At 45.3% G+C, this 24,522-nt stretch carries 14 protein-coding genes, 1 tRNA gene and 2 riboswitches; of the genes, 11 read left to right on the forward strand and 4 right to left on the reverse strand.

The genetic code is table 11. The features are described from left to right. The coding region (locus ACWNM1_RS18335) for a choice-of-anchor A family protein (protein WP_449602107.1) at nt 1-930 on the reverse strand (930 nt) is incomplete at its 3' end. Between the two features lie 111 nt (nt 931-1,041). Continuing rightward, a riboswitch (cyclic di-GMP riboswitch) is annotated at nt 1,042-1,132 on the reverse strand. A 491-nt stretch (nt 1,133-1,623) separates the two neighbouring features. Between ACWNM1_RS18335 and ACWNM1_RS18340 the strand changes: the two genes are divergently transcribed. From ACWNM1_RS18340 to ACWNM1_RS18360, 5 genes are all read left to right on the forward strand, one after another. Further along, nucleotides 1,624-2,016 (forward strand): hypothetical protein, encoded by a 393-nt coding sequence (locus ACWNM1_RS18340; protein ID WP_449602108.1) that lies wholly within the window; start codon nt 1,624-1,626, stop codon nt 2,014-2,016. Nucleotides 2,017-3,112: 1,096 nt separating this feature from the next. After that, on the forward strand, nt 3,113-3,223 hold the full coding sequence (locus tag ACWNM1_RS18345; protein WP_449602109.1) for a hypothetical protein: 111 nt from the start codon (nt 3,113-3,115) through the stop codon (nt 3,221-3,223). 136 nt (nt 3,224-3,359) lie between these two features. Next, a complete protein-coding gene (locus ACWNM1_RS18350; RefSeq protein WP_449602110.1) occupies nt 3,360-4,055 on the forward strand; it encodes a response regulator transcription factor in 696 nt (231 codons plus the stop codon). Then, nucleotides 4,042-5,376, forward strand: a complete 1,335-nt coding sequence (locus ACWNM1_RS18355) for a sensor histidine kinase (protein WP_449602111.1) — start codon at nt 4,042-4,044, stop codon at nt 5,374-5,376. The genes ACWNM1_RS18350 and ACWNM1_RS18355 overlap by 14 nt, the downstream gene beginning before the upstream one ends. Before the next feature lie 17 nt (nt 5,377-5,393). Further along, nucleotides 5,394-5,870, forward strand: coding sequence for a DUF2231 domain-containing protein (locus ACWNM1_RS18360; protein WP_449602112.1), 477 nt, complete (start codon nt 5,394-5,396; stop codon nt 5,868-5,870). A gap of 346 nt (nt 5,871-6,216) precedes the next feature. Here ACWNM1_RS18360 and ACWNM1_RS18365 read toward each other — a convergent pair. Together ACWNM1_RS18365 and ACWNM1_RS18370 are read right to left on the reverse strand one after the other, a co-directional pair. Continuing rightward, nucleotides 6,217-6,288: transfer RNA gene (locus ACWNM1_RS18365), tRNA-Thr, on the reverse strand. A 95-nt stretch (nt 6,289-6,383) separates the two neighbouring features. Then, nucleotides 6,384-6,692 carry an MTH1187 family thiamine-binding protein gene (locus tag ACWNM1_RS18370; RefSeq protein ID WP_076285946.1) on the reverse strand — a complete coding sequence of 103 codons (309 nt, stop codon included), beginning with the start codon at nt 6,690-6,692 and terminating at the stop codon, nt 6,384-6,386. Between the two features lie 375 nt (nt 6,693-7,067). After that, nucleotides 7,068-7,302: riboswitch (cobalamin riboswitch) on the forward strand. Nucleotides 7,303-7,519: 217 nt separating this feature from the next. On the opposite strand from ACWNM1_RS18370, the gene ACWNM1_RS18375 reads away from it, so the two are divergent. The 4 genes from ACWNM1_RS18375 to ACWNM1_RS18390 all read left to right on the forward strand — a co-directional run bounded on the left by ACWNM1_RS18375 (nt 7,520) and on the right by ACWNM1_RS18390 (nt 13,685). Beyond that, a complete protein-coding gene (locus ACWNM1_RS18375) occupies nt 7,520-9,505 on the forward strand; it encodes an anaerobic ribonucleoside triphosphate reductase (RefSeq protein ID WP_449602113.1) in 1,986 nt (661 codons plus the stop codon). After that, entirely contained in the window at nt 9,502-10,017 is a 516-nt protein-coding gene (nrdG, locus tag ACWNM1_RS18380; RefSeq protein ID WP_449602114.1) for an anaerobic ribonucleoside-triphosphate reductase activating protein, read from the forward strand. Before ACWNM1_RS18375 ends, nrdG begins: the two co-directional genes overlap by 4 nt. 55 nt (nt 10,018-10,072) lie before the next feature. Then, nucleotides 10,073-12,406 carry a ribonucleoside-diphosphate reductase subunit alpha gene (locus ACWNM1_RS18385; RefSeq protein ID WP_042184468.1) on the forward strand — a complete coding sequence of 778 codons (2,334 nt, stop codon included), beginning with the start codon at nt 10,073-10,075 and terminating at the stop codon, nt 12,404-12,406. A 247-nt stretch (nt 12,407-12,653) separates the two neighbouring features. Next, complete coding sequence (locus ACWNM1_RS18390) at nt 12,654-13,685, forward strand: ribonucleotide-diphosphate reductase subunit beta (protein ID WP_036682584.1); 1,032 nt, start codon at nt 12,654-12,656, stop codon at nt 13,683-13,685. Nucleotides 13,686-13,856: 171 nt separating this feature from the next. On the opposite strand, the gene ssuE is transcribed toward ACWNM1_RS18390, so the two are convergent. Beyond that, complete coding sequence (ssuE, locus tag ACWNM1_RS18395; RefSeq protein WP_042184465.1) at nt 13,857-14,405, reverse strand: NADPH-dependent FMN reductase; 549 nt, start codon at nt 14,403-14,405, stop codon at nt 13,857-13,859. A 497-nt stretch (nt 14,406-14,902) separates the two neighbouring features. Here ssuE and serS point away from each other — a divergent pair, with 497 nt between their 5' ends. Further along, nucleotides 14,903-16,189: a serine--tRNA ligase gene (serS, locus tag ACWNM1_RS18400; protein ID WP_449602115.1), complete on the forward strand. Its 1,287-nt coding sequence runs from the start codon at nt 14,903-14,905 to the stop codon at nt 16,187-16,189. A gap of 433 nt (nt 16,190-16,622) precedes the next feature. Then, nucleotides 16,623-24,443: a 5'-nucleotidase C-terminal domain-containing protein gene (locus tag ACWNM1_RS18405; protein ID WP_449602116.1), complete on the forward strand. Its 7,821-nt coding sequence runs from the start codon at nt 16,623-16,625 to the stop codon at nt 24,441-24,443. Nucleotides 24,444-24,522 lie beyond the last annotated feature (79 nt).

Consider the following 24,522-nt stretch of genomic DNA (forward strand, 5'->3'; position numbering starts at 1 on the left):
CGTTGGTGTTGGCGTCACGGTCGGCGTTGGTGTTGGCGTCACGGTCGGCGTTGGTGTTGGCGTCGTTCCTGGATCATCACCATCGTATGGATGGTGGTGAAATTCGCCACCACCAGTACCTGTGAGCGAAGCCGCCACGAATGTTCCGTTAACCTGACCATTAATAAAATCTACATCAGCGTAGGGAGCAAGCACACTCCCCATTACATTTATTCCTGCCATATCAAGATATGTGGCTTGACTAAAGTTAAACAAAATTTTCTTGCTGTTCAATGCACCATTAGGTAGGAATGCGAAATTTTTCATTTTTACGCTTGAACCATCAATATTAATAATTGCAGTAGAGCCGGAAGGAACATTAATTGTGAATCCGTGATTAGTAGAGACGTTATCTCCTAAAACATTAAAAACATTGACCACAGGGTCTGTGCCTGTCAATGTAAGACCGCCATATTCATACTTTGTTGTTCCATTGGCTTGTATTGCTGCTAGTTCAGCTGATTTATCCTTCAAAAACTGGCCTACGGCCACAAAGTCAATCGGATTTCCCGAAGTTCTGGTTCCTCCGCTATTAATCGTTACATTACCTGCAAAACTTCCCCCGTGCACGATATTCCCGTAAACAGAGCCATTGTTGAAAGTAAGATTCCCTCCAACAACAAGTGTGTCAGTGAAGGAGATCTCAGCAGCACTTAGCCTATCACCAACGCTGTAGTTGGTTAAAGTAACATTACCTCCAGCAGCAAACCTTCCCTCCGTATCCGAAAAGGTTGTAACATCCCCTAGGATAAACACATTGTAGTTTCCTGCAATCCCGAGTGTAGTAGAACTAGCATTAACAGTCCCGGCTCCCAAAGAGGAAAGCCCACTACCTACCGTCAATATCCCCGCTAATACTAGTGCAAGCAGCGGTTTTATTCTTCTTTTCAAAAAGCACACCTCCTAAATCTATGATTTATATTTAATCAGAATAATTACCAGAAACTCTAAAGGACCTAACAACAAAAAAAGACCGCCAAAAAAGAAGTGGAATTCCCTTCTCATGGCAGTCGGACGGTCATAGCGCATTTAAGACACTTTAGACTCCTGGACTTTGCGTCCCACCCTTTCAGGCGGTTTGCTATTATCATGATAATATATGTATTGACTTGCAGATTAGAACTAGCATTTTAAGCATCCTATTAAATAATCGTCTATGACTTTTAATACTTTTGAACTAATAATAGTTTAGCGCTCCATCCCCACAATTGTCAATCAATTCCTTTTGATATTCATACGCGTAAGCAAGCACAAAAAAAGCGCCTAAAGGCGCTTCACACAAAGGTTTTCCTTCAATTTTAAAGTAACTTTATCCAACCTAATATCGATATCCATAATGGAATACTTAGAATCAAACCAAATACCATTCCACGGCGGAGACTTCCTTCTTCTTTCATCCTAATTCTCCCTTTATATAAGTCTGAAGCATTATTTTTTATTATTACAATTTTAATATATTTTATTCTTTCTAATTTAGTTGTGAATTCAATCACATTGGACTAGCTGTTTAGAAATACCATTGATTATTTTTGGAATATCGGGGTAGAATACGAATATACGTTCCCATTAGAGGTGATGAGATTTATGCATAGAGCTGAAAGCAGGGACAACATGCTGGTGAAATCTTATTTATTGCTTCCGATGATTTTATCAGCTTTCGAACGGGATTCCGCCATTCTATCTGCACATTTACGAACACCCACCCCCTATTTGGAGGTTCTTGAAACAGCCGCAGCAGTTGCTACAACAGATCTAAGAGATGTTCGTTCAGAGATGAGAAAAAGGGGAATCAAGGTTTATGAGCAGAACAGACTTAACACGGGGATAGAGGCCAAATTTATATGTCGTGGATACCATGAACGAATGCTGCTGTTAAACGACATTGTCGCTGCCCAAGCTGCCATTCATATGCGCAGATATCTCGGTCTGGATATTTCATCTTTTAAGAGCTATGAAGAGCAGTATCAGATTAAGTGAAGTAGCGAAGAAGCTGCCCCCCTCCCCCATTTAATTAGCGAACAAAAAAATAGGCCTTACCATGGGAGTTGGCAAGACCCGAGAGATTTATACCACAAAACACTGGGGGGTGTTTGGTGTCTTCAATATATACCTTGAACCTGAAAATAAGATGATGGTCACATGAAAATTACATTAAAAACTTCAATTCGTCGCTTAGGCTAGATCTGGATGCTCCCACAAGCTTAATCTACCTTTAGCCGGGATAGGAAAACTCAGCGGAAGAACATCCTCAAGCTTTCAAGCAAAACGTCCTTCACTATAGTCACCAAAATCATATTCATACCCCTTTATCCATTCCCTTAGGTCCACCTCCGGTGTAACCTCATAACACCCCGTGAGCTGACCATCCCGGCATGATCCCTAACTCTCCACGGTAGGTTATTCTCCATGACCGAGTTTCGAACTGTTTTTCACCAAGAGCAATCAACATTGCCCAAGGCTGTCGTATCGTTAAACACCGCATCATAACCATCCCTTCAATCCATCTGGAAGATACAGAAAAGCCCGGTCTCCGAATTCCCGGAATACCGCGCTGTATAAGCATTGTAAGAATGCTGGTAAAGAGAATTGAACCCCCGGCCTACGTATTACGAGTGCGAACCAGTAGTAGCATAAGGTTTTACTGGGAGTTGTTGGCTAGTAAATAGCGATATTTTTGCATATTGTTACTTCTATGGTTTTGTTGATATTTGCTTGTTATTAGAAGATTGGTTAGAAGTTTTGCTAGAAGAAAAACTGGCATCGCAATGCTCCTCGAACGCGCCTCCCCACTGGAACTATACAGAGTATTTGTGAAGTAGCTGTATTACTTAACATAAGAAAATCCAGTTCCTCGCTATAGTGAGGGAACTATTGTAATTGAACCAAAAATTGTTTTGAGGGAAGAAAACTCCATGCTATTGACAGATTCAAATTAGAACTTCCTTTAATAACCTTGGACTTAGCATCTTCTATATCCAGCTATTTAGGCTTAACTCATGAGTATTATTTCATTATTTTTTCATTTTTAATGGCTATAATGTGTCTTAAGGATGATATAACCGAAGTGGGCGATATGAAAATTAACACCACGACATTAGGAGCGACTGCCGGTGAACTGCTGGCCCAGACGCTGAAGATAGGTTATGGAATACGTTCCTTGATTTTGTTTGTGCTTTTCTGGTAATTCTAGTATTTCAGCTGATCTCGTGATAATTTCTATTTAAGTTATCCTGGTACTTTATACTACCACTAGGCCTCCACAAAGCATGACTATCGGGACTGCATAATCCAAACATATTAGGACAAGAAAGCAGGACATCATGCACATTCTTTTAGTAGAAGACGACGCTAAGCTTGGATACATGATCCAGCACAAGCTTAAGCTTGCAGGACATCTGACGCAATGGGCCCGCAATTCGGAAGAGGCGGAACTGTTGTTTTCCACTGCGGAGTTTGATCTGTATATTCTGGACTGGATGCTTCCCGGCAAAACCGGTCTTGAGTTATGCCGGCAGCAGCGGAGTCTGAATGACAACACGGCCATTCTGATGCTGACTGCACGAGGCGAGATTGAGGATCGCGTCAGCGGACTTCTGACAGGGGCGGATGATTATATGATCAAGCCCTTCGCTTTCGAAGAACTATTAGCCCGAATTACTTCCCTGGACCGCAGAAAGCAAACCCGGGGATATACCACAAAGTATGAGGTCAATGGTCTTCGGCTCAATCCCGACACGCAGGAAGCAGAGCGTGACGGCGTTCCCTTAACACTGACCAAACGCGAGTTCCAACTGCTGGAGTTTCTTGTACGCCATCCCAATGCCGTGCTCTCCAGAGAACGTATACTCAATTATGTGTGGGGCAATGAGGCTGATGTGACTCTGAATGCGGTCGATGCCGTCATCAAGCTGCTGCGAAAAAAAGTCGACGAGCCCTTCTCTGTGAGGCTGATTAGGAGTGTCCACGGAAGAGGTTATCGTTTAATAGATAACGGAGTTGACCATGATGATACCTAATACCCGCAGGCAATTAACCATCTTTTACAGTACCATGATTGGATTAATTCTACTCATCATGGCGGCTTCCTTCTATTGGGTACTGACGGATGTGATGCACAGGGATCAGAGACATAATCTGGAATCTGCCGGGCAAAAAGCATTGGATGAGTGGCTCAATAAATCGCCGCAGGCGCAGGACGCAGAGGAAATTCGTGAACAACGGCAGGCGGTCACCCACAGAATGGAATGGGAGTATCTGCAAAGCGACCAGTTCGCTGTCATAACAGACTCCTTGTGGACAATCACAGTCCAGTCACCTGCGGGAGACAACCCGCTGCTGCTGCCGTCCTATCAGCAGCAGTTGGATGCTCATAGCAATACACCATTCTTATATTTAACAAAGGATTCCGGTAACAAAAAGACGATTTATGCGGTATTGCGCAAGACGGTCGGCGACCGGAAAAATCATATTCTCCTGCTGGGTGAGGATATTACAAAGCAGGCAGACCTACTTAAGGAGATGGAAATGCTCCTCATTGCGATCACCATTATCCTGCTTGCGGCAGCTACAGTTGTAGGATATATATTGGCTGGAAAGGCCATGATTCCCATCAACCATGCGTTTACACGGCAGCAAAAATTCACGGCCTATGCCTCCCATGAGTTGAGGACACCCTTAAGCGTGCTGCAGCTGTCCGTGGATATTCTGGAGGAGGAACGCCATAAGCTACCACCGATCCATCAGGCCGTGCTTCAGGATATGAAGGAAGAAATACAGCGCATGACCCGCCTGACCGGACAGCTGCTTAAGCTGGCCAGAAATGATTCGCCTCTGCCACCTCTGAGGCAGGAAGCTTTCGATCTGCAGCACTCCCTTTCGTTCGCTGCCGCCAGAATGCAATTAGTAGCACAAGAGAAAAAGATTCAGTTGCAGCTGAACATAGGGAATCTTAAAGAAGCCTTCACCTGCATCGGGGACAGCGAACAGATTGATCAGTTGCTGTATATTCTTTTGGATAATGCCATTAAATACTCTGCGGAGGGAGGCACAGTCATACTGGGGATTACCCGGAATGACAACGGCACTGCGAATGTAATCATTCAGGATACGGGCTGCGGGATTCCCGAGGAGGATCTTCCCCACTTATTCGAACGGTTCTACCGGGTAGATCAAGCCCGCACAAGGGAACATGGCGGCACCGGACTGGGACTGGCTATCGCCTATGAGATCGTCAGCAGGCACGGCGGCAGAATCGTGGTAACCAGCACCCTCCATCAAGGAAGTACCTTCACGGTTATCCTTCCTGAAACACAACGAATCCTTAGGCAACCACTTTGAAAAATGGAGGTTTTACTATGTTTACTGAAGTCTTTAACCACATCCATCCCATTGTCGTACATTTCCCTATCGCTCTGATCATCATCGGATTTGGGCATGATTTGGTGGTGGCCCTGAAAAAACGTTCTTTGAATCCTGCAGGTGGGTTATGGATGTGGCTTCTTGCTGCAGCGGGATCCTGGGTCGCAATAGCGACCGGACCAGATGATGATGCCCGCGGTGTGACTTCATTCATAGAGCCCCACGAGATGCTCGCCACCTTAACCGCTTGGGTAGTTTCTCTGATCGTTGTATGGAGATTGCTGATGTACTGGAAGGGCAAACATACTTTTAAAAAAGTTCCACTGGTGCTGTACTTGGTCGTCTCGCTTACTTCCTGCGGACTTGTGCTGGGAACCGGATATTACGGCGGCAAAATGGTGTATTCAGATGGCGTAGGCGTATCGACCAACGGAGCTCCGGTCAATCCCCCTGTGCAAGGTAATCACAAGTAATCAAATCAAAGGAGCCGATGCTCTCCTGAAAAAGGGAGCCCCGGCTTCTTTTGATTATCCACCTGCTTAGACAAACTTTACTTTTCTTTTTCGGTCGAGTAGATGCTTATAGCGTTTTGACAGATATTGAATTTGAGCTCCGAAGCCTGCTCTCATGTCCTGCCAAACCTGCAAGAAGCCGTCCTCCGGAGCATCGGTGACTCCACCTTAGGAACCCGCCATGAAGTGCAGGAAAAGGCCGAAATAACCACTTTACTTGAGTAAAGGTTAGAAGATCGGTTTACTCCATAAAAAAGCACGGTCCCCGAAATCCCGGAAGGCCGCGCCATGATTGAATTGTTAAGAATGCTGGTGAAGGGAATTGAACCCCCGGCCTACGCATTACGAGTGCGTTGCTCTACCCCTGAGCTACACCAGCTTAAGGCTGATTTTTCTGTCAAACAAAAAACATTATACAACTTTCAGCCAGAAACGCAAGCCTGTTTCTCCCTATTTCCCTACTCTCCCGAACTGCTATTCCACCTGTAGTTTACGCTCCACAGACTCCAGCTTTCCACGGCTAGTGGAGGGTTTATCGCGGCGGTCGTCTATTTTAAGTGAAGTAGAGACACGCTCTGCACCTGCGGCAAAAGGAGACTCGTGCAGCGCTTCGACTGCAGCAAAAATACGCTGAAGAGGCCCCTCGATGATTGTACCCATGGATGTAAGCTCATAAGTAATCCCTTCTACCGTCTTCAGCACTCGCTGCATATCCGCAACATAGCTGCTAAGGCTCGTACTGCCTGTTCCAATCGGAATAACGGTTACTTCAGCAATAGGCATGAGAATGCCTCCTCGGAATTTTATAATATGCGTCTCCTTCTATTGTAACAACTCCTCCCCTCTCCCACAAATGATCTCAGCTTTATTATGCCCCTTCTTTTTCCCTAAAAAATTCTCCGAAATATGACTTTCGCCACAAGTATTTTTTCTTACATGTATTCTAGGGTCATCTGCACTACATTTATGGACTCTTTGTGGCATTTTTTCGGACAATTTATGAATCATTTTTCATATGCCTGTGGATCAATTGTGGATTACTTATGGACAGCCTGTGGATCATTTGTGGAGTACTTTTGAAGAACCCGCTCCCCGCGCGGGTTTTCTAAAAAACTGTTTACAAACACAACATCTTGGGTTATTTTTATCTAACGACAACAAAATATAGTGGAGACAGGCGCTTTAATCCTTTATCGGAATTAGAGCTTAATAGGGAAGTACGGTGAAAATCCGTTGCGGTCCCGCCACTGTAACCGGATGCCCCTTACAAGCTTTTAGAAGCTTAAGATGGGCAGATCTCCTGGCAAAAGCCACTGAGGGGTAAGAGCCCCCTTGGGAAGGCGCTGAGAGGTCCTACGGAAGCCAGGAGACCTGCCTGTTTCGACGACACCAACTATGAGTGCCTGCGAGGAACAGGAACGGTGTCCGCATGCGGTCATCTTCTTAGAGACCACTGCAAATATCTGTGTGGATATTTACATAACGCATCGGGCATTTTCTGCCATCCTCGCTAGAGGATGCTTTTTTTATGAGATCACAATGAATATACGGCCGCTTACGCGGCCCCACTTCTTAATGATAGGACGATAGACTGAGAGGAGAGCTATACAATGACGTTGTTGGAGAGACAATTTAACGGTACAACAAATGCACGAGAAGTTCTTTTAGAAGAGCTCATTGATTTAGGACGCGATATTATCGACAGCCGGGATTTGGACTTGCTGCGCGAGAATGCCAATTTGAACGGAGAGAGTTTCTCCGGTAAAATGAGCAAGTTCGGCAGTGAATATTCAAAATGGTACGCCCGCAACTTTACGATGCCGCCGCAACTAGTGCAAGCCATTGATGACAATGTCGTCTATGTGCATGATCTGGATCAATACGCAATCGGAACGACTAACTGCATTTTTATCCCGTTTGATAAGCTTCTCCGCGAAGGCTTCAACACCGGCAATGGCAGTGTACGTCCTCCGAACTCCATAATGACAGCTATGTCACTGGTAGCAATTATTTTTCAATCCCAGCAAAACGCTCAATATGGCGGCGTATCCGCCAATAAGCTCGACTATGATCTGGCACCTTATGTAACCAAATCCTTCGCTAAGCTGTTCCGCAAGGGTCTGGATTATTTTGATGAGGGACAAGCTAATGAATCTTTGGGCGAGATTACAATGAGCCGTACCGATCTGGCGGAGTTATATCCAAAAGCGTTCCGTTTTGCACTAAAGGAAACCGAAATCGAAACCCTGCAAGCGGCTGAAAGTATGGTACATAATCTCAACACCATGTCCAGCCGGTCCGGTGGGCAAATTCCGTTTACCAGCATCAATTATGGTACTTGTACTTCACCAGAAGGTCAGCTTGTGATCAGCTCCCTGCTAACAGCAACGATGAACGGACTTGGCAGCGGAGAAACACCTGTGTTCCCGATTCAAATCTTCAAATGCAAGCAAGGAGTCAATCAACAGCAAGGCGATCCTAACTATGAATTGTTCCTAAAAGCGGCGGAATGTTCTGCACGCAGACTATATCCGAACTTCGCTAATCTGGACGCTCCGCTCAACTTGCAGTATTATGATCCAAGTGATCCTGATACGGAATTTGCTACAATGGGCTGCCGCACCCGAGTGCTCGGTGACCGTTTTGGGCGTAATCATTGCTCCGGGAAGGGCAACCTTTCCTTTAATACACTGAATCTGGTTCGGCTCGGTCTGGCACACGGCACAGTAACAGGCCGACGTACCGTCGCAGATGAAGCTGGCTTCTATGAGGATCTAAACCACTATATGGATATTGCGCTGGAAGGACTGCTTCATCGGTTCCACATCCAAAGCGCGCAAAAAGCTAAAGCATCCGATTTCATGATGCGAGAAGGCGTCTGGGAAGGCGGCGAAAATCTCGCTCCTGAAGACTCTGTAGGCGAACTGCTGAAACATGGTAGTCTGTCGCTTGGCTTCATCGGTATGGCGGAATGCATGAAAGCCATGTACGGCAAACACCATGGCGAGGATATGGAAGTCCATGCCAAGGCTGTGGCTATCGTGCGTCACATGCGGGAGTATTGCGACCTTAAAAGTGAGGAACTTAATCTCAACATTACCTTGTTCGCAACACCAGCAGAGGGCCTGTCCGGCAAATTCACCAAGATTGATCGCAAGGTACTGGGTTCTATTCCGGGCGTAACTGACCGTGAGTATTATACGAACTCTTTCCACATCCCTGTATACTACGATCTAGGTGCTGCTCAGAAGATCAGCTTGGAAGCTCATTTCCATGAATACTGCAATGCCGGGGCTATTTCTTATGTCGAATTAAATGGCAATGCCCGCAGCAATCCATCTGCTTTTATCAAAATCATTAAATATGCACTAGAACAACAGGTCAGCTACTTCAGCATTAACCATCCGATTGACCGCTGCTCCAGCTGCGGATACGAAGGCGTAATTGGGACAAACTGTCCTTCCTGCAACGCACATGAGAATGACGTGCACATCCGTCGTTTGCGCAGAGTTACAGGTTATTTAACTGGCGACTATCAGACCCGCTTCAATGCCGCCAAACAAGCCGAAGTACGGGATCGCGTTAAGCATCTATGAATATTTGCGGATACTATCCGGAGTCGATTAACGAGGGAGAGGGCATGCGGGCCGTCCTCTTCATCAGCGGCTGCCGCCATCGTTGCCCGGGATGCTTTAATCCCGAGACATGGAACTTTAAATATGGAGAAGTCTTCACCTTAGAACGTCAACATGAAATCATTGCAGAAATCGCCGCTAACCCTTTGCTGGATGGTCTAACACTGGCAGGCGGCGATCCTTTTTTCTCTGCAGAAGAGGTAGTTGGGTTCATTCATGAGCTTCGCGCCGTGCTCCCTGACTTCCCCATCTGGATTTACAGTGGTTATACGTATGAGGAACTAACCGCCCTTCCCGGTTCGCCGGAGTGGAATCTACTTACACAGTGTCAGGTATTAATAGATGGACGTTTTATAGAAGAATTGAAAGATACCACACTTCCTTACCGAGGAAGCTCTAACCAACGCATAATCGACATTCCGGCCAGTACGAACGGCTCGGAGGTCTTTCTGTGGCAGCCTACTGCGCTATAATATATCAATTTTTGATATTCAAAATTAACCCAAAATAAGAAGGGATGAAATAACCATGCCGCAATTCGTAGTAAAACCAGACAATCGCCAACTAGCTTTTGATGAGAAGCGCCTTTCCGTATACGCCGACCGTATCTTGGAAGGTCTTGATCAACTAAATAAAGAAACATTGCTGCGGGGAGTAATTTCCAAACTGCGTCGTGACTCCGTAAGCGGAGAAGAAATTAGCAATGCCTTCACTATGAGTGCTCTAGAGCTTGTAACGAAAGAAGAGCCTACTTGGAAGTTTGCAGCTGCCCGTGCCCTTCTGACTACCCTTTATAAAAAAGCAGCCGTTCATCGCCGCTATAAAGCTTATCCAGAAGAGCCTTACGGTGAGCTGTACCCGCTAATTACGGATCTCGTAAAAAAAGGAATCTATCGTGAAGAGCTTCTAAGTCATTACACCAAAGAACAAATTATCGAACTAGGTGGGTGTATCGATTATACACGCGATCTTTTGTTTGACTATATCGGTCTGCTTACGCTATCTGACCGTTATTTGGCGCATGATTTTGACGGACGTGTAATGGAGCTTCCACAAGAACGTTATATGATTATTGCTATGTACCTGATGCACCGTGAACCAGCTGAGAAACGTCTTGAGCTTGTAAAAGAAGCCTACTGGGCTATGAGCAACATCTACATGACTGCTGCTACCCCTACAATGTCCAATGCCGGCAAAAAGGTCGCTGGACAGCTATCCAGCTGCTTCATTGATACGGTAGACGATTCCCTAGAGGGTATCTTTGACTCTAATACAGACGTAGCGCGCCTCAGCAAAATGGGCGGCGGTATCGGCGTCTACCTTGGTAAAGTTCGGGCACGGGGTTCGGATATCCGTGGCCATAAGAACACTAGCTCCGGCGTAATTCCTTGGATTCGCCAATTGAACAATACAGCAGTCAGTGTAGACCAGCTCGGAACACGTAAAGGTGCTGTCGCTGTCTACCTTGATGTATTCCATAAAGATATTCTCGCTTTCCTCGATCTTAAACTAAATAATGGTGACGAGCGTATGCGTGCACATGACGTATTCCACGGTGTAACCCTGCCGGACTTGTTCATGGAAGCCGTTGAATCACGCAGCCACTGGAACCTCTTCTGCCCTCATGAAGTAAAGAAGGTTATGGGCTGGACGGATGAGAATGGTCGTCCGCTTGGTCTGGAAGACTTCTACGATGAAGAGCTTGGTAAAGGCACTTTCCGTGAAAAATATGCTGAAGCTACAGCCAATTTGGAATTGTCCCGCATTACCGTTCCTGCGATCGACATCATGAAACGGATTATGAAATCACAGCTTGAAACAGGTACTCCGTATATGTTCTATCGTGATACGGTTAACCGGACGAACCCGAACCGTCACCAAGGTATGGTCTTCTCTTCCAACCTGTGCACAGAAATTATGCAGAATCAATCCGCTACCGTTATTGAACAGGAAGAATTAGTAACCAAAGATGGCAAGACCCGGATTGTGATCTCCAAAATCCCTGGCGATTTCGTAGTCTGCAACCTGAATTCGATTCACTTGGCACGTGCGATTCCAGCTGGTGTGCTGGAAAGACTTGTACCTATCCAAGTACGTATGCTGGACAACGTAATCGACATTAATAATATTGAAGTTCTGCAAGCACAATATACGAACAGCCAATACCGCGCAGTGGGTCTCGGCACATTCGGCTTGCATCACCTATTGGCACTCAAGGGCATTCGTTGGGAATCTGATGAAGCCGTAGAATATAACAACCATTTGTATGAACACATCAACTACCTGTTGGTACGTTCGAGCATGGAGCTTGCCCGTGAAAAAGGCCGATATCCGAAGTTCGCCGGTTCCGATTGGGAGACAGGTGCATACTTTACTTCACGTGGCTACGTTAGCGGTGAACAAGAAGGTAAATATGTAACCACTGAACAATGGCGCGAGCTGCAAGAAGAAGTGGCTAAAGACGGTGTTCGTAACGCATGGATGTTTGCGATTGCACCGAACGGCTCCACATCGATTATTGCCGGCTCTACAGCCAGCATTGATCCTTTGTATGAATTGCTTTCCTATGAAGAGAAAACAACTTACAAGATCGCTAACCCAGCACCCGATCTGTCCGACAAGACGATTTGGTACTATAAAACTGCGTTTACAATTGACCAAAACTGGTCGATCCGCATGGCTTCTGCTCGTCAGCGTCACGTCGATCAAGGCCAAAGCTTCAACCTGTATGTTCGTCCTGACATCAAGGCTACCGAGTTCCTTGAGCTGCATCTGAACGCCTGGAAGGGCGGATTGAAATCAACTTATTATGTGCGTAGCCGTGCTTTGACAATAGAAGAGTGTGATTCTTGCGCTAGCTAATTATCTTAGTGCCCTGAATAGAAAAACGATGATGAATTTCGTAACTGCGAGGAATGTTTGGGCTTCCGGCCGCTGTTGTCATCAGATGTCTTGATCTTCACCGCTATTAGCGGATGACATCCGATGACAAAGGCGGTCGCTGACGCTCCTACAGCTCCAAACTTCCTCTCCGTTACTCCATCACCGTCTTTCTATGAACAAGACACCAAAGAAAGATTACCCGCGCAAAAAAATGGAGGGAAAATAAATGCAACTACAAAAGATTTTTAACACTGAAGCACCCAACCAATCCACACGCATCATCGACGGTGAGTGTTCAGGTATTCTGAACTGGAACGATATTCGCATGCCGCATATGTACAAGCTGTACAAGGTGCTGCTGCTTAATCACTGGATCGCGGATGAAATCCCAATGTCCAAAGATGCACAACAATTCCCTATGCTCGATGCTGAGGAGCAACGCGTATTTAAGATCAACATCTCTCTGCTCGCCGTGTTAGACTCGATGCAGACGATGTTCGTAAGCGACGTGAAGCGTTATTTTACTGACTCTTCTCTAGAAGCTATCTCTGCCATTATCGGACAACAAGAAGTGGTGCATAACCAATCCTATTCCTATGTTCTTTCCTCTATCGTGTCGGAAAGTGAGCAGAAAGAAATTTTTGAATATTGGAAAAAAGACCCTGTCCTGCTGGAACGCAATCAGTTTATCTCTGATATTTATCAAGAGTTCCGTGATAACCCTACGAGACAAACCTTTTTCCATGCACTGGTAGCGGATCTCATCCTGGAAGGAATTTTCTTCTACAGCACCTTCGCCTTCTTCTACAATCTGGCCCGTGACCAGAAGATGATGGCGACCAGCCAAATGATCTCTTATATCCAACGTGACGAGAATCAGCACTGCTATTTCTTCGCAGAAGTATTTAAGCAGCTGCTTGTAGATTTCCCTGAGTTGAACACTAAAGAGAACATGGATTACGTGTATCGTACGATCGACCGCGCGGTAGAGCTTGAAACCAACTGGGCTTACTACACCCTTACTAATGTCCGTGGTATTGATCTTAACGAGCTTAGTGACTACATCAAATATACAGCCAACAAGCGCTTAACCTTGATGGGTATGGAAAAAGCCTACCAAGGTGTTGACGTTAACTGCATGCCTTGGATCAAACCTTTCTCCGATGATGCGCTTAATGCCACCAAAACCGACTTCTTCGAAGCTAAATCCCGTAACTACGGTAAGGTTGGCGACGATAACGGATTCGACGATTTGTAAGACCGGATTATAACGAACCCTATATAAAAAAGAGGCCATTCTCTACTTTCACAGTGAGATGGCCTTTTTGCTATAACAAAAAGCGTCCCTTCACCCCTTGGATCAGGTATGAATGAGACGCTTATATAGTTGGTATGAATCCATCCGAAACAGAATGCTTGCTACTTAGTCTTAAGCCTTGCGTTCCACACGATGTGTAGTTTCTTCTGCAAGCTCAGCTAACGCATCATTCAGACGCAGCTTCAGCTCCTCAGCAAGCTCTACCACTCCGTGATCATTACGAACCACCTGAGAATCTACGGCATACACTCCACCAAGAATGTAACGTGCACCGAGTACAGACAACACAGGTTTCAATGCATAATCAATCGTAAGAAGATGGGCAAGACTGCCACCCATGAAGAGCGGGAGTACGATTTTGCCGGCCAACCCCTTTTGTGGAACTAGATCTAAGAAGGTCTTCAGCACGCCTGTATAGGAGGCTTTATAAACCGGGCTAACCACGATTACCGCATCCGCTTCGGCTACAAGACCATTCGCTTTGACGATAGAATCGCTCTCAAACTTGGTATGAATCAAATCTTCCGCTGGCAGCTCGGCTACGTTAATACGCTCAACCTCAAAACCCTGATCCGTTAAGCTTGCCTCCGCATACTCTATAACTGCATTGATGCGCGATACCAAGGAAGGCGTTCCGTTAATCACAACAATTTTAGCCACTTCTCCACCTCTTTCATCCCATTAAGCAGCTCACACTGCAAGTATTTATCCCGACAGGAATACTTTAAATTAGTATTAATCCTATCGCAGATTAGATATTATTGTCAAACCATAAACGCTTGCGCTCATCCCACTCTTGCGATATACTAAGCAACAATATTAAATCCAAGAATCAGGCCAATGATCGGCATCCAACCGTGAGGCGTCTGCGACCGGAGCCTATAATGACTCCCTAAGTTCACCGGGTTTCGCCCGTTACCGCGAAGACCAAAGAGGGTCGAATTCTTTCCTGCTGTTAAGGAACTTCGATCAACCTGGGTGGCACCGCGAGCTGACGCTCCTCGTCCCATGGATGAGGGCGTTTTTTGCGTTTTTTCAAGCATAAATACCTTCGGCGTCTTTATAAGGACGGTAAGTGTTTGTGCGAGAAATAGAAGGATAAAGTGAAGTGTGAAACTTACACTCTCTTATCTTTTAAACAAAAAGGAGCGAGCGAGATGCTGGAAATGAACTGGATCAAGGATAATCAGGAACTTGTAAGAAACACTGCCACATGGAAAAGAGTCGGCTTCCCACTGGATGAATTGCTGGAATGGGATGAGAAGCGCCGAAGCCTGCGACAAGAAACCGAACAAATGAGAGCCGAACGTAATGGGCTAACCAAAGAGGTTGAACGATTATTGCGGCAGGGTGACCGCCCTGCTGGAGAGATCGTCAAAGCACAGGTACGAGAACTCAATCATCGGCTGAGCCTGCTGGAAGCAGATCTGAACGAGGCTGAACGCCGCTGTAGAGAGCTCATGCTGCTCGCACCGAATCCGGTGTCGCAGGATACACCCATCGGCCACGATGATAACGATAATGTAGAACTGCGGTTGAACGGAGCGGTGCCGGAATTCGGCTTTGACCCTCGTGATCATGTGGAGCTAGGTGAACTCCACGATATCATCGATATCCCTCGTGGCGTCAAAGCAGGTGGCCCCCGCAGCTATGTGCTTAAAGGAGCCGGCCTGATGTTACATCTTGCTGTACAGAGACTAGCCCTAGATGTGCTCACTACACGCGGATTCACCGTGATGGATGTTCCTGTGATTGTCCGCCCTGAAGCGTTGGAGCGAACCGGATTCTTCCCTGGTGGGATGGATCAGACGTACGAGCTCAGCGGAGATAATCGCTGGCTGGTAGGCACATCTGAAGTGTCGCTAGTTTCACTCTACAGCGATGAGATTGTAGAGCTTGACACACCCATGCGACTAGCTGGAATGTCGACTTGCTTCCGCCGTGAAGTTGGATCAGCGGGGCGAGATGTGCGGGGGCTATACCGTGTTCATCAGTTCTCGAAGATTGAACAAGTCGTCTTATGCCGAAATGACGAGGGTGTCTCGGATCATATGCTTCACGAGATCCTCGCGAATGCCGAGCACATACTCCAGCTCTTAGAGCTCCCCTATAGAGTCATGGCTGTCTGCACAGGAGATATGTCCCTGAAGACGCATAAGCAGTATGACATCGAGACATGGATGCCTAGCAGAGGCGCATACGGTGAGACCCATTCGGCTTCTAATCTACTCGATTTCCAAGCTCGCCGTTCAGGCATCCGTTATCGGGATGCGGACGGTCGCTTACAATACTGCCATACCTTAAATAACACCGCAGTGGCTACGCCAAGAATACTAATCCCGCTGCTGGAGAATCACCAGCAAGAGGATGGTTCTATCTACATCCCTCAGGCGCTGCGTAAATATATGGATGGATTAGAGCGGCTAGTACTTCCACAACAGTAGTATGTTCTATCCAAGTTAATTTGAAATAAATAATGCCTGTTCACTTCTCAACAAGAAGCTGAATGGGCATTTTTTTGTTCTAAGACCTCCCAAATAGCCGAGCCCAATAACTCCTTCTCTATTGTTATTGAAATGTAAAATTTAACGGAAGTATAGAATACATTTGTTGTAATCCTTTGATAATTCAACTGTAAAAATTAATTCATATATGGGACTATTTATCATCCAATAATCACTAGATCTTAAGGGTTATTGTTTTTATGCACTATTTTCAGTCCCTATTCTTATGCGAAAACAATAACTTTTTATTTTTTTATTTTAATTTATAGAACCTTTAATTTATATTAATGCAAACCAACCTTTCATTTTACATTTGAATGATAAGATTTAGTAGGTTTCTAATACAAGATTTGAGGGGAGAATACTTATCCAAATGATTATTTCTTCAAGAGTAAGGAAATGGTGGGCTAGTGGACTAGCAATGTTAATGCTTGTCGGCAGTGTGCTACCAGCTATTCAGACTGCCGAGGCAGCACCGGATAATAGCAATGTTGTTATCTCACAAGTTTATGGCGGTGGTGGAAACAGCGGAGCAGAGTTTAAGAATGATTTTATTGAATTATACAATCCTACCAACAAACCAGTAGTCTTGACTGGATGGAAAGTTCGGTATACTTCCGCAACTGGAACCTTTAGCAGCGGAACAGAATTAACAGGAACCATTCCTGCAAATGGATACTACCTCGTCCAAGAGGCTGCAGGAACAGGAGGAACTACTGCACTACCTACTCCTGATGCCGCAGGTTCCCTAGCTATGAGTGGGTCAAGCGGTAAAGTCGACTTAGTGGACCCATCGAATAATACGATAGACTTAGTTGGCTATGGTACAGCTACAGGCGTTGAGGGAACTCCAACCCCTGCTCTCACCAACGCGACAGCCGCTATTCGTAAAGCCGCAGCAGGTGCACCAGCTGATAGCCGTGGTCTAGATACGGATAACAACGTTACGGATTTTGTTGTTCAAGCAGCAAGTCCACGCAATAGTAGTTATGGTAAAGCACCAGAGACAGCTAGCTCCGTAGTAGCTTCACCAGCCGCTAATGCCTGGCCGGTAGGCACTAAAATTTCTCTGAGCTCCCCGACAGTTGGAGCATCCGTCTATTCAGCTGTTTATGGATCAGTTGGTTCAACTGATTTCCAACCTTACACAGGGCCTATTACCTTAACTGAGGACACTACGATTAAAGCGTATGCTTCAGAACCGAATATGCCAAACAGCGCAATAACGACTTTTGACTACACGATTCTGACCAAAACAGACGTCGCAACAGCACGCCTTGGTAATAAAGGTCAGAATATTTCAACAGAAGGTATCGTAACTCACATTAACGCAGCAAAAATGTATATTCAGGATGGAACCGGCGGGATCGTACTTTATGGATTCCCAGAGTTCGCAAACGTTGGAGATCGTGTTGCAGTTAGTGGCGAGATGGATATCTACAGCAACCTGCAAGAACTCAAACTCCAAAGCGGACTTCAATACTCTGTCGTTGCGAGTGATGTAGGTGTACCCGCACCTAAATTGATTACTGCAACAGACTTGTCTGCAGCGAACGGCGAAAACCATGAAGCTCAGCTGGTAACTATGAATAATGTCACTATAGATAATGTAAATGGAAATACAGTGACTGCAAGTCAAGGCGGACAACAATTCACAATTTTCTCCACCCTGCCTAAACTAGTAAAGGGTGCAACCTTTGATAGTATCACTGGGGTTATCGAGCAATATAATACAACTTATCAATTCATTCCACTTAACGAAAACGCTTTGGTGGAAGAAACCTTTTCCGTAATGGCAAGCCCTGGTGCAGGTCGCATCATTAAAGGAAGTGCTGTGACCCTATCCAGCCCTACCCTTGGAGCACAAATCCACTACACGACCGATGGAACTGAACCGACAGCAGCAAGCAAGCTTTATTCAGATCCAATTACAGTTAATAAAGATCTTACCATTCATGCAATTGTCTTAGCAGATGGCAAGACAAGTAAGGTGTATACCTTTGCTTATAAAGCTTCTGATCTCCCTCGTATACATGATATCCAAGGAGAATCTCATACTTCTGAGTATGTAGGCCAGAACGTTACTGACGTAGAAGGTATCGTTACCCAATACGGATATACTTTTGCAAATGGTGCTTATAGGGGTTTCTTTATGCAGGACCCTCAGCCGGACAATAATGTGAACACATCGGAAGGTATTTTCGTTTACAGCACAAATGCATCCCTTAAACCTAAAGTTGGAGATTTAGTGCGCGTTAATGGAGCCGTTTCCGAGTATAACGAAGGAAGTACGAGCAATCTAACCTCCACTCAAATTAATATGACAACACTAACAGTAGATTCCTCTTCTAGTTATACTGTGCCTGAACCTATCGTACTTGGCAAAGGTGGAAGAGCTATTCCTTCTTCTATCATTGATAATGACGGCATGGCTGATTTTGAACCTAATGAAGATGCCATAGATTTTTATGAATCGTTAGAAGGTATGCTTGTAAAACTCCCTACCCCTACGATTATTAGTCCTTACTGGACAAGTGGTAGCGGAAATTCCATGCTTTATAACATCCCTACAAGAGTAGAAAATGATACTCCTGATGTCATCACACCAGCGGGTGGACTAGTTCTAAAAGAATATAACCAATTCAATCCTCAGCGCCTTATCATTGCTTATGGAAATCCGGGTCAAGAAGTAATCACCGGAGATAAGTTCGCTGGAGATGTTACAGGGGTCATCGGATACAACAATGGCAATTTCAAAGTAATTCCGGAGAACGGTAAACTGCCAGCCATTACCCCAAGTACTTTTAAACAAGAAACAACTACACTTGAGGTTAATGAGGACAAGCTATTAATCGCCTCGTACAACATTGAGAACTTCTACCCAGGCGTCGGAGCATCAAAAATTCAGAAACTAGCCGACTCCATCACCAATAATATGAAGAAGCCTGACATTATCGGCGTTGTCGAAATGCAGGATAGCAATGGTGAAACCAATAATGGAATCACTGAAGCAAGTGCTGACGAACTGATTAAGGCTATTGAAACTGCTGGCGGTCCTGTATATAAATACACAGACATCGCTCCAGTCAACAATCAGGATGGCGGAGCTCCAGGCGGAAACATTCGTGTAGGCTTCTTGTACAATCCAGCAAGAGTACAGCTTGCGGATAGTATAAACGGTCAAAAAGGTGCATCTACACAATCCGTTGCTTATGATGCAGCGACAGACAAGTTGACTTACAATCCGGGACGAATTGATCCAACGAATGCTGCATTTGCTAGTTCACGTAAACCACTTGCTGCACAATTTATTTTCGGCGGCGAAAAAGTGATCGTGATCGCAAACCATTTCAATTCAAAAGGCGGCGATAATGGTCCTTTCGGGAACGTCCAGCCACCGGTATTGTCCAGTGAAACACAACGTCATAAAATTGCAGCGGTCGTAAACGGATTTGTCAAAGAGGTTCTGACTGCAAATCCTAAAGCCAACGTTGTAGCTCTTGGCGATTTGAATGATTTCCAATTCACTAAAACTGCAACCATTTTAAAAGGCACAGAGCTGGACAATTTGATTGACACATTGCCTTTAAATGAGCAGTATACGTACACCTATGACGGAAACTCTCAAGTACTGGATCATATTCTTGTCAGTAAAAATCTAACGGCTTCTTCCAAAGTAGATGTCGTCCATCTAAATGCCGACTTCTCTCCATCGAAAGGTCGGGTATCCGATCATGATGCGGTTGTAGCACAGATTGATTTTAGTACTGCTGAAGATTTTCCATTAACAGTTCTACACACCAACGATACGCATGCAGGATTAGATACGGTAAGCTCACCAAATAACATTTTGCGCCGTGTAACGGCAATCAAAACTGCTAAAGCGACTACAGAAAACCCTATTCTTCTCGATGCGGGTGATGTCTTCTCCGGAACGCTTTACTTCAACAAGTATCTGGGTCAAGCAGATCTGGCCTTTATGAATCTGGTCAAATATGATGCTATGACTTTCGGTAATCATGAATTTGATAAAGATTCTGATACGCTTTCCAAATTTATCGGCAACGCTAAGTTCCCTTTTGTCTCCTCTAATGTGAATTTCTCTGCAGATGATATACTAAGCAAAATGTTCACCAACGAAATTGGTCGGTCGGGTAATGCGGCAACCATCTACCCTGCTCTGATTAAAGAAGTAGACGGCGAACAGGTTGGTATCATTGGTCTGACGACAGAAGATACAGCGAACATTGCTTCACCAGGTAATGTGACTTTTGAGAATGCTGTAGTGAAGGCAAAAGAAACTGTCGCTATGCTGCAAAAAGAAAAGATTAACAAGATTATTGTTCTCTCACACCTCGGCTACGAAGAAGATCTTAAGTTAGCCAAATCGGTTAACGGTATTGATATTATTGTCGGTGGTCACAGCCACACGCAACTGAATCAAGCGGTTGTAGATAACAGCGATCCTAATGCACCAAAGCTTATTGTACAAACCGGTGAAAAAGGACTTTTCCTTGGTCAGCTTGAAGTTAAATTTAACAAAGATGGCGTACTGACAGATTGGAAAGACCAATTAATCTCCATCGACGCTAAGATCGGCGCTAACTACGTTATTGCAGAAGATCCTGAAGCTAAAAAGATCCTGGATACCGACTATAAGCCAGGTATTCAAGAGCTAACCAACGAGGTAGTAGGAAACTCAGAGGTTGTCCTGAACGGCGTTCGTAACGATGTTCGCACAAAGGAAACCAATCTCGGTAACCTGATTGCCGATGGTATGCTTTTTGCAGCCAAGAAAGCTGGCACTAATGCCGTAATCGCCCTGCAAAATGGTGGCGGTATTCGCGAATCTATCAATGAAGGACCGATTACACAAGGTGAAGTACTCGGAGTACTTCCTTTCAACAACGATCTGGTTACGATCACTTTGACCGGACAAGAAATTAAGGACGCCATGGAGAATGGGGTTTCCAAAACTCCAGCAGCAGACGGACGTTTTCCACATGTTGCAGGGTTGAAATTCTATTATGACTCCACGAAGCCTGTGAACGAACGTGTATTACGTATCGAAGTGAAGAACGGAGACAAATACGTTCCTCTAGATCTAAAAGCATCTTATGAAGTAGCTACTAATGCTTTCACAGCTAAAGGTGGAGATTTCTATACTTCCCTTGAGAAGGCCTATAAAGAAGGCCGTGTGAATCTACTGTACCTGCCGGACTTTGATGTATTTACGAAGTACCTTAAAGAAGTTGGAACTGTCACTGCGAACACTTCCGCTGTTGAGGGCCGGATTGTGGATCTGAAAGGTGCACCACTGCCGGAGACAACTGAAGACTTCCCATTAACAGTTCTGCACACCAACGATACGCATGCAGGACTAGATACGGTAAGCTCACCAAATAACATTTTGCGCCGTGTAACGGCAATCAAAACTGCTAAGGCGACTACAGAAAACCCTATTCTTCTCGATGCGGGTGATGTGTTCTCCGGAACGCTTTACTTCAACAAGTATCTGGGTCAAGCAGACCTCAGATTCATGAATTTGGTTGGTTATGATGCTATGACTTTCGGAAACCATGAATTTGATAAAAATGAAAAAGAACCTGAAGTCCTTTCCAAATTCATCACTAACGCTAAGTTCCCATTTGTCTCCTCTAATGTGAATTTCTCTGCGGATGACATTCTAAGCAAAAAGTTCACCAACGAAATTGGTCGGTCGGGTAATGCGGGAACCATCTACCCTGCACTGATCAAAGAAGTAGACGGCGAACAGATTGGTATCATTGGTCTGACGACAGAAGATACTGCTAACATCGCTTCACCAGGTAAAGTGACTTTCGATAACGCTGTAGCTAAAGCAAAAGATACTGTTGCTATGCTGCAAAAAGAAAATGTTAACAAGATTATTGTTCTATCACACCTTGGCTATGAAGAAGATCTTAAGTTAGCCACAGCCGTGAACGGTATTGATATTATTGTCGGTGGTCACAGCCACACGCAACTGAATCAAGCGGTTGTAGATAACAGCGATCCTAATGCACCAAAGCTTATTGTACAAACCGGTGAAAAAGGACTTTTCCTTGGTCAGCTTGAAGTTAAATTTAACAAAGATGGCGTACTGACAGATTGGAAAGACCAATTAATCTCCATCGACGCTAAGATCGGCGCTAACTACGTTATCGCAGAAGATCCTGAAGCTAAAAAGATCCTGGATACCGACTATAAGCCAGGTATTCAAGAGCTAACCAACGAGGTAGTAGGAAACTCAGAGGTTGTCCTGAACGGCGTTCGTAACGATGTTCGCACAAAGGAAACCAATCTCGGTAACCTGATTGCCGATGGTATGCTTTTTGCAGCCAAGAAAGCTGGTACTAATGCGGTAATCGCCCTGCAAAATGGTGGCGGTATTCGCGAGTCCATCAATGAAGGACCAATTACACAAGGTGAAGTACTCGGAGTACTACCATTCAATAACGATCTGGTTACGATCACTTTGACCGGACAAGAAATTAAGGATGCTATGGAGAATGGGGTTTCCAAAACTCCAGCAGCAGACGGACGTTTCCCACATGTTGCAGGGTTGAAATTCTACTATGACTCTATGAAGCCTGTGAACGAACGCGTATTACGTATTGAAGTGAAGAACGGAGATAAATATGTTCCTCTAGATCTAAAAGCATCTTATGAAGTAGCTACTAATGCTTTCACAGCTAAAGGTGGAGATTTCTATACTTCCCTTGAGAAGGCCTATAAAGAAGGCCGTGTGAATCTACTCTACCTGCCGGACTTTGATGTATTTACGAAGTACCTTAAAGAAGTTGGAACTGTCACTGCGAATACTTCCGCTGTTGAGGGCCGGATTGTGGATCTGAAAGGTGCACCACTGCCGGAGATAACCCCAACACCGGTGCCAACACCAGTGCCAACACCGGTGCCAACATCACCAACAGTTCCAACATCAACATCAACAGCAACAGTAGCACCAACACCTACTGCAACAACAGCACCAACGGCTGCACCGCAAGTAACAACAATTGATGCTGCTGATCTGACCAAACAATTTGCTGCACTGCCAACTGGTAAACATGAGCTGGTTATTCCGGTTAAAGCGACTACTGGCGGCGCTCAAGTAGAACTCCCAGGCAGCGTGCTTGTAAAACAAGCTGCTGCACAGCCTAACACCATTCTTACCCTTACTACTGATGGCGCTTCGTATTCCTTGCCGCTCAGTGTTGTAAACAATGTATCGCTTGCCGCTCAATTAGGCACCAGCGACTATACAATTACAGTATCCATTCTATTAGCAGATTCGAGAACACTAAGCAGTACAAACCAAGCTATCGCTGCACAGCTAGGTAATGCTACTTTAACTGCTCCAGTAATCGAATTTAGTGTTTCAGCAGTAGCCGGATCTAAACGTGTACCGCTGAACAACTTCGGCAGTACGTATGTTAATCGGACGATCAATGTACCTAGTTCCTTAAATTCAAATAACGCAACGGCAGTGGTCTTCGATCCTGCTACAGGCAAGATTTCCTTTGTGCCTGCGATATTTGCCCCTAAGGCTGATGGAACAACAGATGTTACGATTAAACGGAACAGCAACAGCTATTACACCGTTGTTAAATCATCCAAAACGTTCGGAGATATTAGCGAACACTGGGCTAAAGCGTCCATTGATCTGTTAGCTTCCAAACTGATCGTTAGTGGAACCAATAGCGATACATTTTCTCCTTCACAGTCGATCACACGGGCTGAGTTCGCAGCATTAATTACGCGTTCTCTTGGACTTGTGACAACGGCTGGCGAGACAACTTTTAAGGATGTAAATCCAAGCGCATGGTATGCTGATGCTATTCGCACTGCTGCAGAAGCCGAATTGATTTCTGGTTATACCGATGGCAGCTTTAAGCCAGATAGCCCGATCACTCGGCAAGAAATGGCCTCTGTATTAGCTAAAGCCATCAAGTACACGGGCAAAACCTTAAATGCCGATCCCGCAGCACTTGCTAAATTCAGTGACGCAGCAAACATTCCTGCTTGGTCCCAAGCAGCAGTAGCAGAAATCGCTTCTGAGGGCATCATTCAAGGAGCGAAAGACGGTTCCTTTGCTCCACAAAAGCTGGCAACTCGTGCTGAAGCCGTTACGATGCTGGAGAAGACCTTGAAATCTCTTCAGTTCATCAATTAATAAAGGCCCACAGCTCTGAGGACAAAAAGGCGGTTCCTAGGGTGCATAATGCACTCGAGGAACCGCCTCTTTTTCATAT

The sequence above is a fragment of the Paenibacillus sp. Marseille-Q9583 genome, from assembly GCF_976954365.1.